The organism is Enterobacter sp. HMSC16D10 (genome assembly GCF_001807145.1).
Taxonomy (GTDB): domain Bacteria; phylum Pseudomonadota; class Gammaproteobacteria; order Enterobacterales; family Enterobacteriaceae; genus Enterobacter; species Enterobacter roggenkampii.
The window spans coordinates 171,569-185,547 of sequence record NZ_KV787905.1; the positions used below are offsets into that span (position 1 = coordinate 171,569).

General features: G+C 56.8%; 14 protein-coding genes. 3 read left to right on the forward strand and 11 right to left on the reverse strand.

Going from position 1 to position 13,979, the window contains the following annotated elements:
* Nucleotides 1-37: 37 nt before the first annotated feature.
* The 4 genes from HMPREF3143_RS20900 to yfbV form a co-directional block, all read right to left on the reverse strand.
* Nucleotides 38-1,870: an SLC13 family permease gene (locus HMPREF3143_RS20900; RefSeq protein ID WP_023344589.1), complete on the reverse strand. Its 1,833-nt coding sequence runs from the start codon at nt 1,868-1,870 to the stop codon at nt 38-40.
* Between the two features lie 75 nt (nt 1,871-1,945).
* Entirely contained in the window at nt 1,946-2,605 is a 660-nt protein-coding gene (locus HMPREF3143_RS20905; RefSeq protein WP_021241560.1) for a sugar phosphatase, read from the reverse strand.
* 11 nt (nt 2,606-2,616) lie between these two features.
* The gene (locus tag HMPREF3143_RS20910) at nt 2,617-3,111 is read right to left on the reverse strand and encodes a YfbU family protein (protein ID WP_070534248.1); all 495 of its coding nucleotides are present in this window, start codon (nt 3,109-3,111) and stop codon (nt 2,617-2,619) included.
* Nucleotides 3,112-3,202: 91 nt separating this feature from the next.
* A complete protein-coding gene (gene yfbV, locus HMPREF3143_RS20915; protein WP_008502875.1) occupies nt 3,203-3,658 on the reverse strand; it encodes a terminus macrodomain insulation protein YfbV in 456 nt (151 codons plus the stop codon).
* Between the two features lie 337 nt (nt 3,659-3,995).
* Here yfbV and ackA point away from each other — a divergent pair, with 337 nt between their 5' ends.
* Both ackA and pta read left to right on the forward strand, forming a co-directional pair.
* Entirely contained in the window at nt 3,996-5,198 is a 1,203-nt protein-coding gene (gene ackA / locus HMPREF3143_RS20920; RefSeq protein WP_008502876.1) for an acetate kinase, read from the forward strand.
* 76 nt (nt 5,199-5,274) lie between these two features.
* Complete coding sequence (pta, locus tag HMPREF3143_RS20925) at nt 5,275-7,416, forward strand: phosphate acetyltransferase (RefSeq protein ID WP_008502877.1); 2,142 nt, start codon at nt 5,275-5,277, stop codon at nt 7,414-7,416.
* 111 nt (nt 7,417-7,527) lie between these two features.
* Here pta and HMPREF3143_RS20930 read toward each other — a convergent pair whose 3' ends face one another.
* From HMPREF3143_RS20930 to HMPREF3143_RS20950, 5 genes are all read right to left on the reverse strand, one after another.
* A complete protein-coding gene (locus HMPREF3143_RS20930) occupies nt 7,528-8,481 on the reverse strand; it encodes a transketolase family protein (RefSeq protein WP_008502878.1) in 954 nt (317 codons plus the stop codon).
* On the reverse strand, nt 8,474-9,304 hold the full coding sequence (locus HMPREF3143_RS20935) for a transketolase (RefSeq protein ID WP_070534249.1): 831 nt from the start codon (nt 9,302-9,304) through the stop codon (nt 8,474-8,476). The genes HMPREF3143_RS20930 and HMPREF3143_RS20935 overlap by 8 nt, the downstream gene beginning before the upstream one ends.
* Complete coding sequence (locus HMPREF3143_RS20940) at nt 9,301-10,692, reverse strand: PTS ascorbate transporter subunit IIC (RefSeq protein ID WP_070534250.1); 1,392 nt, start codon at nt 10,690-10,692, stop codon at nt 9,301-9,303. Before HMPREF3143_RS20940 ends, HMPREF3143_RS20935 begins: the two co-directional genes overlap by 4 nt.
* 21 nt (nt 10,693-10,713) lie before the next feature.
* Nucleotides 10,714-10,986, reverse strand: coding sequence for a PTS sugar transporter subunit IIB (locus tag HMPREF3143_RS20945; RefSeq protein ID WP_003861447.1), 273 nt, complete (start codon nt 10,984-10,986; stop codon nt 10,714-10,716).
* Between the two features lie 80 nt (nt 10,987-11,066).
* Nucleotides 11,067-11,510 (reverse strand): PTS sugar transporter subunit IIA, encoded by a 444-nt coding sequence (locus tag HMPREF3143_RS20950; protein ID WP_032675243.1) that lies wholly within the window; start codon nt 11,508-11,510, stop codon nt 11,067-11,069.
* A 234-nt stretch (nt 11,511-11,744) separates the two neighbouring features.
* On the opposite strand from HMPREF3143_RS20950, the gene HMPREF3143_RS20955 reads away from it, so the two are divergent.
* Complete coding sequence (locus HMPREF3143_RS20955) at nt 11,745-12,764, forward strand: LacI family DNA-binding transcriptional regulator (RefSeq protein WP_021241565.1); 1,020 nt, start codon at nt 11,745-11,747, stop codon at nt 12,762-12,764.
* 3 nt (nt 12,765-12,767) lie between these two features.
* On the opposite strand, the gene yfcD is transcribed toward HMPREF3143_RS20955, so the two are convergent.
* The gene (gene yfcD, locus HMPREF3143_RS20960) at nt 12,768-13,322 is read right to left on the reverse strand and encodes an NUDIX hydrolase YfcD (protein WP_008502582.1); all 555 of its coding nucleotides are present in this window, start codon (nt 13,320-13,322) and stop codon (nt 12,768-12,770) included.
* A 55-nt stretch (nt 13,323-13,377) separates the two neighbouring features.
* Nucleotides 13,378-13,929, reverse strand: a complete 552-nt coding sequence (gene yfcE / locus HMPREF3143_RS20965) for a phosphodiesterase (protein ID WP_065102614.1) — start codon at nt 13,927-13,929, stop codon at nt 13,378-13,380.
* Nucleotides 13,930-13,979 lie beyond the last annotated feature (50 nt).

Sequence of the window (13,979 nt, forward strand, 5' to 3'; positions counted from 1 at the left end):
TGGCCGGGTAAGGCGCAGCCGCCACCCGGCAAAATGCTCAGAACGGAAACAGGACCGGTATCAATACCACGCACACCACCATCACCAGCACGGTGAACGGCACGCCCAGCTTCACGAAATCGCTGAATCGATAGTTCCCCGGTCCCAGCACCAGCGTGTTTACCGGTGAAGAGACCGGCGTCATAAACGCCGCGGAAGCGGCCATCGCCACCATCATCGCAAACGGATACGGCGATACGCCCATGGACTTCGCCATCGCCAGGGCGATAGGTGCCATCAGTACCGCCGTTGCGGTGTTCGAGATAAACAGGCCGATGGTGGCGCACATGATAAACAGGCAGACCATCATCATGTATGGCCCATACCCGCCGCCCACGTCCATTAAGCCTTTAACGATCAGATCTACCCCGCCGGTTTTTTGCAGCGCCAGGGCAAAAGGCATCATCCCGACAATGAGAATGATGCTCGGCCAGTGAATGGCCTTATAGGCGCTTTCGGCGTCAATGCAGCGGAATTTACCCATCAACAGGCAGGCGATGATTGCGGCGACCGGATTGGGGATCTCATCGGTCAGCATCAGCGCCACCATCAATACCAGGCAAAAAATCGCATGGGGCGCCTGGCTGTGCGCGGGCGACGCGTCGCTCTCCTCAACGGGCATGTTGAGCACCACAAAATCACGCCCTTTTTGCCCGAGCTGGCTAATCAGCTTCCAGTTACCGACGACGAGAAAAATATCGCCCAGCAGGATCGGCTCATCCACCACCGCCCCTTCCATCGCCACGCCATCGCGCTTCAGCCCCACGACGTTCAGGCCATAGCGGGTGCGGAACCCCATCTCCCGCACGGTTTTACCCAGCAGTTCCGACTCCGGGATCAGCGACACCTCGGCCATGCCGACATCCAGCGCCTGATCGGAGAAATACTCCCCGCGCAGCACCATCGGCTCCAGCAGCTGTTCGCTGCAGAACTCGCGCAGGTCCACATCCGCGGTGGACATATCAATCAGCAGGACGTCACGCGCGCGGAATTCCGACACCCCGTTGACGTTGACGATCACCCGGCGAAACCGTCGCCAGCGCTCTACGCCGATCACATTCGCGCCATAGCGCTCACGCAGCTTCAGGTCATCCAGCCGCTGCCCCACCATCGGCGAGCCGGGCCGGATCGCCAGACGGCGCGCGCGCCCGGTAAGGCGGTACTCTTTAATCAGATCGCGGAAGGTGCGTCGCTTCCATCCTTCTTTATTTTTGTCCTGTTTTTCACCTTTCAGGGCAAAACGGGTCAGCAGCATGTAGACCACGCCCATGACCAGAATGACCAGCCCAAGCGGGGTGACGCTGAAAAAGCTAAAGCCCTCAAATCCTTCCCGGATCAGTTCGCTGTTGACCACCAGGTTCGGCGGCGTGGCCACCAGGGTCATCATGCCGCTGATAAGCCCGGCAAAGCTCAGGGGCATCATCAGGCGCGACGGCGAGCTCTGCATCCGCATGGAGACGCTCAGCACCACCGGGATAAAGATAGCGACCACGCCCGTGGAGCTCATAAACGCCCCCAGCCCGGCGACGGTCACCATCAGGTAGATTAGCATCTTGGTTTCGCTGCTGCCCGCCACCTTCACCAGCCACGACCCCATGATGGTCGCTACGCCGGTGCGCACCAGCCCATCACCGATAATAAACAGGGCGGCAATCAGGATAACGTTGGGATCGCTAAATCCGGAGAAGGCTTCCGGCAGCGTCAGCGTTCCGCTGAGCACAAACGCGACGATGACAAACAGGGCGACGGCGTCCATGCGTACCTTGCCCGTGGCAAAAAGAATGATGGCGATTAAAAGCAGGCTCAGGACCCAAATCAGTTCACCGTTCACAACCTATCCTTGTCAGTGGAAGATGAGGAATTTTGCCATAAAAAAGCCCCAGCAATGTGGGGCCATATCATGGGATTACATTTTTAGCGAGACGGTTACAACTCCGTCAGAGGCTTTTGAAACAGACAGTGCCGTCAGTGAATCCAGCACCAGGTCTGCCTCGTCCAGGCGGGGAGATTCCGCCGGAACGTTAACGGCGATGACGTGGCTTCCTGCGTTCAGCCCGGCCAGTACGCCAGCCGCCGCATCTTCGACCACCACGCACTCTGCAGGGTCCAGGCCCAGCAGTTCAGCGCCCAGTAAAAATGCGTCAGGCTCCGGTTTACCCCGCTTCACGCGCTCCGCCGTGATAAACACGTCCGGCGTTGGCAACCCTGCAGCCTTGTGCCGGGCGTGGGCCACCGGCACGGAACCGGAGGTGACAATAGCCCACGGGATCTGCGCCTCGTTCAGATGCTCAAGCAGTTCGCGCGCGCCCGGTAACGCGGTGATGCCGTCCGTATCGGTGGCTTCAATGTGTTCCAGGTACTTGAACTCCGCCTGAATGTCCTCCTCAGAGCGTCCGGCCAGGAAGTGCCGTAGCGAGGTAATGGCCTGTTTGCCATGGATAAAATTCAGCACGTCCTGATGGTCGATGCCATGTCTGTCAGCCCAATGGCACCAGGAACGTTCCACAACCGGCAGCGAGTCCACCAGCGTACCGTCCAGATCAAACAGAAAACCTCTACACTGCACACGCACCTCCGTCAGGCATTAATGATTTGTTGAATTTCGTTGCTGCTTAAATGGTACTGACGCGGGCAGGCGTGCCACGCGCTCAGCATACGCTGATATTTATCCCACATCGGGGTCTGCGCGTTGAAGCCGTGGGTGCCCGCGTCAAAGTGGGTATAACGCCCTTCTGTATTCACCATAAAGCGAACATAGCTCAGATAACGCGCTTCCGTTGCGGCATCAAAGCCTAAGAAGGTCACGCGGCGCTCGTCAATGGACTGCTGATCTTTGAGATTCGTCCAGGACACATGCAGGGCGTGATACATCTCCATAATGTCGATCACGATGCGACAGGTTTCTTCTTTCAGCTCGCCAAACTCGCGGTCCACTTCGCGCATTTGTAGACCAAAGCCGCGTTCGACGATGGTTTGCAGGCGGCTGTAGCGCGCAGCGTTATCGGGATCAAGCATAGTCATCATCTTGTACTGGTTAGACAAAATCAGACGTTGGGCATGGGTCATTTCCATCTTTCGACTCCTGTAGCGCATTGCACTTAAAAAAAAGACACGGTAACTGATTGTTACTGTGCCCTCTTTTCTTGGTCGTTTCGATGATCAATCACAAGTCATCGAGGAATGTTTTATCCAGTTGCTTAAATGCACGCTTTAACGTGTCCGCCAGCGCCTGGTAATCCGGCTTGCCTTCCACCGGGGCGAGCGCCTGCCCGGCCTCTTCCAGTTTACCGCGCACTTCATAAAACCAGTGTAAAATAGAAGGGGGAAGTGGCGTGATGGACCGTTTACCTAACCACCACAGGCCCTGCATTGGCAGGCTTAATGCGAAGAGCGCCGTGGCAACGGCAGGACCAAGCTGTCCACCCAACGCAATCTGCCAGCACAGCGTAAAGATAGCGACAGGCGGCATAAAGCGAATCGCATAGCGCGTAGCGCGGATGGTGCGATTCTCAATAAACATCGGCGCAAGGCGCTTTTCCATCGGCCACGTCTTTGCGTAATGCTGTCCCCGACGAAACAGGCTAAAGAAATTAACGGACGGGTTCTCTGGTGTCGACATGGCTGTACCTCAACTTCACATATAAAAATTAAAATTTTCGTGCAAAACCACAACAAGCTATGACAACGTTCAAAATATTTTGTCATCACTACCCCGTATCGGGTATCCTGTGCCAGCCTGATAGGGCCTTAGACGAGAATCATTAGCTCGTCAAATTATTGCATATTATGCCTTTGGCTGAAAATTGTGCAAAATGGCATAAAATCATAGTTATTTCTTCCATCATGCCACAATGTTCGTTTGGCATGATGTTAATCATAAATGTCCGGGTCATCATGCGTTACGCTGTTAGACTCACTGACGTTTTTTTAGCCACGTATCAATAATAGGTACTTCCATGTCGAGTAAGTTAGTACTGGTTCTGAACTGCGGTAGCTCCTCACTGAAATTCGCCATCATCGATGCGCTCAACGGTGACGAATACCTCTCTGGTTTGGCCGAATGTTTCCATCTGCCTGAAGCACGTATCAAGTGGAAGATGGACGGCAGCAAACAAGAAGCGGCTTTAGGTGCAGGCGCCGCTCACAGTGAAGCGCTGAACTTTATCGTTAACACTATTCTGGCACAAAAACCAGAACTGTCTGCTCAGCTGACTGCGATTGGTCACCGTATCGTCCACGGCGGCGAAAAATACACCAGCTCCGTGGTGATCGACGACTCTGTGATCCAGGGCATCAAAGACTCTGCCTCTTTCGCACCGCTGCACAACCCGGCTCACCTGATCGGTATCGCTGAAGCGCTGAAATCCTTCCCGAATCTGAAAGACAAAAACGTGGCCGTATTCGACACCGCGTTCCATCAGACCATGCCGGAAGAGTCTTACCTCTATGCCCTGCCATACAGCCTGTACAAAGAGCACGGCGTACGTCGTTACGGCGCGCACGGCACCAGCCACTTCTATGTGACTCAGGAAGCGGCAAAAGTGCTGAACAAGCCGGTTGAAGAACTGAACATCATCACCTGCCACCTGGGCAACGGTGGTTCTGTTTCTGCTATCCGCAACGGTAAATGTGTTGATACGTCCATGGGTCTGACCCCGCTGGAAGGTCTGGTGATGGGTACCCGTTCCGGTGACATCGACCCGGCGATCATCTTCCACCTGCACGACACCCTGGGCATGAGCGTTGACCAGATCAACAAAATGCTGACCAAAGAGTCTGGCCTGCTGGGTCTGACCGAAGTCACCAGCGACTGCCGTTACGTTGAAGACAACTACGCAGAGAAAGAAGACGCTAAACGTGCAATGGACGTTTACTGCCACCGTCTGGCGAAATACATCGGCTCTTACACTGCGCTGATGGAAGGCCGTCTGGACGCGGTTATCTTCACCGGTGGTATCGGTGAGAACGCGGCAATGGTTCGTGAACTGTCCCTGGGCAAACTGGGCGTTCTGGGCTTCGACGTTGATCACGAGCGTAACCTGGCTGCCCGCTTCGGCAAGTCTGGCTTCATCAACAAAGAAGGCACCCGCCCTGCTCTCGTTATCCCAACTAACGAAGAACTGGTTATCGCGCAAGACGCGCACCGCCTGACTGCCTGATTCCACACCGCCAGCAATGCTGGCGGTGCTGTTTTGTAACCCGCCCGATTTGGGCGGTAACGAAAGAGGATAAACCGTGTCCCGTACTATTATGCTGATCCCTACCGGAACCAGCGTCGGCCTGACCAGCGTCAGCCTTGGCGTTATCCGTGCTATGGAACGCAAAGGCGTTCGTCTGAGCGTCTTTAAGCCAATCGCCCAGCCACGTGCCGGTGGCGATGCACCAGACCAGACCACCACCATCGTTCGCAAGAACTCCAATCTGCCGGCGGCTGAACCGCTGAAGATGAGCCACGTTGAGTCTCTGCTCTCCAGCAACCAGAAAGACGTGCTGATGGAAGAGATCATTGCCAACTACCATGCTAACGCGCAAGACGCGGAAGTGGTGCTGGTTGAAGGTCTGGTTCCAACCCGCAAACACCAGTTTGCCCAGTCTCTGAACTTCGAAATCGCGAAAACCCTGAACGCAGAGATCGTTTTCGTGATGTCTCAGGGCACTGACACCCCGGAACAGCTGAACGAGCGTATCGAACTGACGCGCAGCAGCTTCGGCGGCGCGAAAAATACCAACATCACCGGCGTGATCGTCAACAAGCTGAACGCGCCAGTGGATGAGCAGGGCCGTACTCGCCCTGACCTGTCCGAGATCTTCGACGACTCGTCCAAAGCGAAAGTCATCAAAGTTGACCCGGCTAAGCTGCAGGAATCCAGCCCGCTTCCGGTTCTGGGCGCGGTGCCATGGAGCTTCGATCTGATTGCCACCCGTGCAATCGACATGGCGCGTCACCTGAACGCGACCGTGATTAACGAAGGCGACATTAACACCCGTCGCGTGAAGTCCGTGACCTTCTGTGCGCGTAGCATTCCGCACATGCTGGAACACTTCCGCGCAGGTTCCCTGCTGGTGACCTCCGCAGACCGTCCTGACGTGCTGGTTGCAGCCTGCCTGGCCGCAATGAACGGCGTGGAAATCGGTGCGATCCTGCTGACCGGTGCCTACGAGATGGACCCACGCGTCAGCAAGCTGTGCGAACGCGCGTTCGCGACCGGCCTGCCGGTCTTCATGGTGAACACCAACACCTGGCAGACCTCCCTGAGCCTGCAGAGCTTCAACCTGGAAGTGCCGGTTGATGACCACGAGCGTATCGAGAAAGTTCAGGAATACGTTGCGGGCTACATCAACGCAGACTGGATCGAATCCCTGACCGCGACCTCCGAGCGCAGCCGCCGTCTGTCTCCGCCAGCCTTCCGTTACCAGCTGACCGAGCTGGCGCGTAAAGCGGGCAAACGCGTTGTTCTGCCAGAAGGCGACGAACCACGTACCGTTAAAGCGGCGGCTATCTGTGCAGAGCGCGGCATCGCGACCTGTGTGCTGCTGGGTAACCCGGATGAGATCAACCGCGTAGCGGCCTCTCAGGGCGTTGAGCTGGGCGCTGGCATCGAAATCGTTGACCCGGAAGTGGTTCGCGAAAGCTACGTTGCCCGTCTGGTTGAGCTGCGTAAGAGCAAGGGCATGACCGAAGCCGTTGCGCGTGAGCAGCTGGAAGACAACGTGGTGCTGGGCACGCTGATGCTGGAGCAGGACGAAGTTGACGGCCTGGTTTCCGGTGCGGTTCACACCACGGCGAACACCATCCGTCCACCGCTGCAGCTGATCAAAACCGCGCCAGGCAGCTCTCTGGTTTCTTCCGTGTTCTTCATGCTGCTGCCTGAACAGGTTTACGTTTACGGCGACTGCGCGATCAACCCGGATCCAACCGCAGAGCAGCTGGCAGAGATCGCTATCCAGTCCGCAGACTCCGCGACCGCTTTCGGTATCGAGCCGCGCGTGGCGATGCTCTCCTACTCCACCGGCACATCTGGTGCAGGTAGCGACGTAGAGAAAGTGCGTGAAGCGACCCGTATTGCGCAGGAAAAACGCCCTGATCTGATGATCGACGGCCCGCTGCAGTACGATGCCGCAGTCATGGCTGACGTTGCAAAATCCAAAGCGCCGAACTCGCCGGTTGCAGGTCGCGCTACCGTGTTCATCTTCCCGGATCTGAACACCGGTAACACCACCTACAAAGCGGTACAGCGTTCTGCCGACCTGATCTCCATCGGGCCAATGCTGCAGGGCATGCGCAAACCGGTGAACGACCTGTCTCGTGGCGCACTGGTAGACGATATCGTTTACACCATCGCGCTGACAGCGATCCAGTCTTCGCAGCAGCAGTAATGTATTGCCGGATGGCGTTTCGCTTATCCGGCCTACAAAACCGTAGGCCCGGTAAGCGCTAGCGCCACCGGGCAACAAAAAGGCGACCACTTAACCGGTCGCCTTTTTTATTTACAGCAGCTCTCTCGCCGCCGATACAATCTCATGTGCCGTCAGGCCATACTCTTTCTGCAGGAAATCCTGCGTTCCCACCTGGCCGTAACGCTCCTTGACCCCGACCCGCCGCATCGGCACCGGACAGGTTTCCACCAGCACTTCTGCCACCGCCGACCCCAGCCCGTTGTGAATGCTGTGGTTTTCACAGGTCACGATGCGCCCGGTTTTCTCGGCGTAGTTTTTCACCAGCATCCGGTCGATGGGCTTCAGGGTAAACATGTCGATGACCGCCGCGCTGACGCCCTCCTGCTCAAGCTGCCGCGCCGCCTCAAGGGCTTCTGCAACCATGATGCCGTTGGCAATCAGCGTGATATCGCTCCCCTCGCGCAGCACGTTACCTTTTCCAATGGTGAAGGTGGAGCCCGGCGCATACACGCTCGGCGCCTGCTTACGAATGGTCCGCACCCAGTAGAAGCCGTCGAGATCGATAAGCTGGCGCAGCACGTCCTCAAACATCACCGCATCGGTGACTTCCAGCACCACCGAATGCGCCAGCCCGCGCACAATGCCCATATCCTCAAACGACATATGCGTTCCGCCGTTGTGGCAGGCCGTCACGCCCGCGTCTGAGGCAATCACCTTTACGTTGTTGCGCTGATAGTCGAGGGACATAAACAGCTGGTCAAAGCAGCGGCGGCTGGCAAAGGCGGTGAAGGTGTGAACGAACGGCTTGCGGCCGGTAAGCGACAGCCCGGCTGCCGTGCCGATGACGTTAGCTTCCATAATGCCGCAGTTAATCACGTGCTGCGGATAATCGCGCGCCACGCCGTCCATCGCCATCGAGCTCATCAGGTCGGCTTCAAGCGCAATGATATCGCTTCCGGCCTCAATCTGCTTTGCCACGAAGCCCGCGTAAACTTTACGCATCTCAACGGCGTCTTTCTGTCCTGCCGGTGCAACCTTAATCATGTGAAGCCTCCAGTTGGCGAATCGTCTCATTGAGGGCCGCTTTGCTCTCCGCGGTCAATCGCAGGTGGTGCGAGTTGCTGAGCTGCTCCAGATACGGCACCCCCTGGCCTTTGATGCTGTCAAGGATCACCACCCGCGGGCGAGCGTCCGCGGCAGGCACCCGGGACGTTACCTCCAGCAGCGCCGGAGTGTCGTCCCCCTTCACCGTCACCACGTCAAAGCCAAAGGCGCGGAATTTGCCCTCGAGGTCGAACGCGCAGATGATCTCGTCCAGCTCGCCGTCGAGCTGCTGTTTATTCCAGTCGACAAATACCGTCAGGTTGTTCAGGCGATGGTGGGCAATAAACTGGAACGCTTCCCAGCACTGCCCCTCGTTCAGCTCGCCGTCGCCGACGATGCAGAAGACCCGATTCGGCCGCCCTGCCAGCCTGTGCGACAGCGCCATGCCGCCGGCGATGGAAATCCCCTGTCCCAGCGAACCGGTGGTAGCATCTACGCCGCGCGTTTTCAGACGGTCCGGGTGGCTCGGCAGGCGCGTCCCGTTTTGGTTGAGCGTGCTCAGCTCTTCTGTCGGGAAGTAGCCCTTGATCGCCAGGGTGCTGTAGAGCGCGGGGCCCGCATGGCCTTTTGACAGCACGAAATAGTCTCGCTCCGGCCAGTCCGGGTCCGCCGGGTCGATTTTCATCACCGCGCCGTACAGCACGGCCAGGGTTTCAACCACCGACATGCTGCCCCCGTAGTGGCCAAAGCCCAGCTGCGTCAGGGATTTCAGCGTCTCCAGGCGGATCTGACGCGCGAGTTCGGTTATCTCTTTCTCATTCATGATTTGGCTCCGGTGTTTTCCTGCGCGTTACCGCCCGCAGGTTTGTTTTTCGCGAAGACGTTGTACGCCACCAGCAGCGCGAACAGCGCCACGACCAGCCCGGTGATAGCCAGCGGCGACAGGAAGCGCGCCAGGTTGCCGAGCACAATCCCAACCGCGCCGAAGTCGGCGTCAGAGAAGGTGGTGTTGGCAAAGCCAATGGCGCCCAGTACCGGCAGCAGCAGGACCGGCAGGAAGGTAATCAGCAGGCCGTTGGCAAAGGCGCCAATCATCGCCCCGCGACGTCCGCCGGTGGCGTTACCGAACACGCCCGCGGTTGCGCCAGTAAAGAAGTGCGGCACCACGCCCGGGAGGATCAGCACCCAGCTAAACTGACCGCAGATGAACAACCCCACAATCCCGCCGAGGAAGCTGAACAGGAAGCCAATCAGCACCGCGTTAGGTGCATAGGGATATACCACCGGGCAGTCCAGCGCAGGACGCGCGTTCGGCACCAGTTTTTCCGAGAAGCCGGTAAAGGCCGGGACGATTTCCGCCAGAATCAGGCGTACGCCCTGCAGGATGATGAACACACCTGCCGCAAAGGTTATCGCCATGATGATGGCGTACACGAGGTAGTTCTGACCGGCGCTGAAGGTAGCCTCGACGTACTCACGCCCGGCGCTCACCGCCATGATCAGGTAGATAATCATCATGGTCAGGGAGATGGAGATTGAGCTGTCGCGCAGGAAGCTCAGGTTCTTCGGCAGGTTCATCTCTTCGGTTGAGCGGGAGCCTTTGCCCACCTTGCTGCCAATCCAGCCGGACAGCACGTAGCCCAGCGTGCCGAAGTGGCCGAAGGCAATCTCATCGTTGCCGGTAATGCGCTTCATGTAGCGCTGCGCAATCGCCGGGAAGAAAGCCATGATCAGGCCGAGGATTAGCGACCCGGTAAAGACCAGCCCTATGCCTTCAAAGCCCGCCACCGTCAGGATCACGCCAATCATGCACGCCATATAAAACGTGTGGTGCCCGGTCAGGAAGATGTACTTCAGGCGGGTAAAGCGTGCGACGATAATATTCGCCACCATCCCGAAGGCCATAATCAGCGCGGTCGCTGCACCGTATTTTTCGAGTGCAATGGACACAATGGCTTCATTATTTGGAATAATGCCCTGAATAGTAAAAGCGTGTTCAAACATGCCGCCTAACGGATTTAATGACCCCACCAGCACCGTGGCGCCGCCGCCCAGCACAATAAAGCCGAGAATGGTTTTAATCGTCCCTTTCACCACGTCCGAAAACGTTTTTTTCTGCGCAACCAGACCAATAAGCGCAATTAAGCCGACCAGCACCGAAGGGACTTTTAAAATATCAACAACGAAATTCAGCGTTTCAAGGATAAACATATCCACCTCGCCTTATCAGGGTTATTGTCTTTCGAACCAGGCGCGCAGCTGCGCTTCAAGTTCGTTGATGTCGATGATGTTGTTGATCACCACCAGCTGGCTCTCCGGCACGCTGGCGCTGGCCGCAATGTCTTTTGCCATCACGAACAGATCGGCCGCGCCCGGCGTCGCCGAGGAGAGATCGGAGTGTTCAACCTCAGCCTCAATCTCCAGCTTTTTGAGCACCTTTTTAATATTCATTTCGACCATAAAACTGCTGCCCAGGCCAGAACCGCAAATAGCCATGATTTTCATTGTTGTCCCCTTATTTTGAGTAGAGTACGCCCCATCACGCTGACGCGTAATGTAGTGAAAAACCGGATTACAGAATTAAATCAGAAGCGGTTAATAATTGTTTTAATTTCCTCCAGGGTATTCGCCTGATGCAGTTTCTCCATCTCCTCGTCGCTGGAAAATAATTCTGCGAGTGCGGATATCATTTCGATATGGCTATGTTTGTCAGGTGCCGCAAGCATGATAATCACATCGACAGGGTCAAACTCACCGGCACCAAACGAGACGCCCTGTTTTAGTTTTAATAACGACAACCCCAGTCCTTTGGCGCCTTCCTCCGGCCGCGCATGCGGCATCGCCAGCCCTGGTGCCAGCACATAATAAGGTCCTAACGTGTGGTGCTGCTTGATGATGGCCGTGACGTAGTCAGGCTCAATCACCTGCAAATCCAGCAGCGGCTTCGCGCACAGCTTCAGCGCCTGCGGCCAGTCTTCCACGCTCTCCTGCAGCGTGATGGTTGTATCATATATCCATTTTTTGAGCACTTTTCACTCCCGCCACACGTTTAAGATGAGCAAACTTTATTCAACGCATCGCGGATTGACTGCGATCGCGATCACAAAGATAGCGCTACCATTCGTTAACATGCAAAAATGTGATAGCGCTATCAAATTGCAATCACGTTGCTAAATCACAGCAAAAAAAGGGATTTAAGGCGTATACTGCCTGTCACGTGAAACGAAGGAAAAAAAGAACGCGTCTGGTCAGCAGGAAGGTGTATGTCTCTAACCCGAAAACGGCGCAGTACTGGTAAAGTGACACTCGCCGATGTCGCACAGCTTGCCGGTGTGGGCACGATGACCGTGTCCCGTGCGCTTCGCACGCCCGAACAGGTTTCCGATAAACTACGAGAAAAAATTGAAGCTGCCGTGCAGGAGCTGGGTTATATGCCTAATCTTGCCGCCAGCGCCCTTGCCTCGGCGTCGTCATGGACGATAGCCATGGTGGTGCCCAACCTCTCCGAAGCCGGCTGCTCGGAGATGTTCGCCGGGCTTCAGCAGGTGCTGCAGCCTGCCGGATATCAGATCATGCTGGCAGAATCCCAGCATCGTCTTGAGCAGGAGGAGAAGTTGCTGGAGACGCTGCTGGCGTCAAATATCGCCGCAGCGATTTTGCTCAGCGTTGAACATACCGACACCGTTCGCCACTGGCTGAAAAACGCCTCGATTCCGGTGATGGAGATGGGCGCCATGCGCGCCGATCCGATTGACATGAACATCGGGATTGATAACGTGGCGGCCATGTTTGAGCTCACGGAAATGGTCATTAAGCGCGGCTATCAAAACATTGGCCTGCTGTGCGCCAACCAGGAGCAGTGGATTTTCCAGCAACATCTGCAGGGCTGGTATAAAGCCATGCTTCGCCACCATATGTCGCCTAACCGGGTCATTAACGCGGCGATGCCGCCGAGCTTCTCGACCGGCGCGGCGCAGCTGCCCGAATTCCTGCTGGCATGGCCTGAGCTGGATGCGCTGGTGTGCGTCTCTGACGAGCTGGCCTGCGGCGCGCTGTACGAGTGCCAGCGCAGGCGAATCAAAGTGCCGGACGATCTGGCAGTGGTAGGGTTTGGCGATAGCGACGTGAGCCGCGTCTGTCAGCCGCCGCTGACGACCATGGCGGTGCCGCATCGTAAGATTGGCATCGAAGCCGGGAAAGCGCTACTGGAGCGCCTGAATGGCGGAGACTGGCGCGATCAAAAGCCCATCGCGTCCAGCCTGTGTCTGAGGGAGAGCTGCTGACGCTTACTCAGCCTCTTCCTCTTTTTCTGATTTGGTCGATTCGTTTTTGGCGTTGCGGGTCATCCACAGCGCCAGCGCTTTTAACGAATCCGGCGTGAACTCGTCGCAGCGCGCGGTGATCTCTTCCGGCGTCATCCAGCTGACTTCACTCACTTCTTCTTCCTGCAGGGCGAACGGGCCGTGGGAGACGCAGCTAAACAGCCCGCCCCAGACGCGGCAGTTCTCGTCTTCGAAATAGAACTGACCGTGCTCGGCAAACGGCACGCCGGCGATGCCTAACTCCTCTTCCGCTTCACGACGCGCAGAATCCAGCAGCACTTCATCCGCCTGGACGACGCCGCCTGCAGTGGCATCCAGCATACCCGGGAGAAAATCTTTGGTGTCCGTGCGGCGCTGAACCAGAATTTTACCCATACCGTCATGCACAACGATATATGTCGCACGGTGACGCAGGCGCTCCGCACGCATTTGCTCGCGGCTGGCCTGCGCGATCACTTCATTCTCTTCGTTGACAATGTCAACCCACTCTGTACTTGCCAAATGACTCTGCTCCACCATCGGGAAACCTTCTTTTCTAAGCGCTCTTTCGGCGCGTTTGCAGTTGAGGTGTAACTTACGGATTAATCGCTACCTGCGCAATAACTTGCTGATCATTAAGTGCGATAACGCTCAGGGTATTTCCCTCCAGCATGCCGTAGCTCGCAGGATACCCGCCTTTTGGGATGCTGACCGAGCCCGGATTAAAGTGATAAATCTCACCGCGTTTTTCCGCAACCGGAATATGAGTATGACCGTAAACCAGGACATCGCCAGCCGCGAGGGCCGGGAGATTATCCGGGCCGAAAAGATGCCCGTGGGTCAGGAACAGACGGTGTTGTTCGAGCAGCACCTGCTGCCACGGCGCGGTAATGGGAAAATGCAGCAGCATCTGGTCCACTTCGCTGTCACAGTTGCCGCGAACGGCGATGATGCGCGAGGCATACGGGTTGAGTTTTTCCGCGACCTGCGCAGGGTCATAGCCTTCCGGCAGCGCGTTGCGTGGGCCGTGATTCAACACGTCACCCAGAATAATCAGCCACTTCGCACCGCTTTTCTCAAACAGAGAAAGGACACGCTCGGTCGCGGGCAGCGATCCATGGATATCCGACGCAAACATCAGTTTCATCAGTCACTCCTCGGGAAAACAAACTGCCCCCATCATACCTGAAGCGTCAG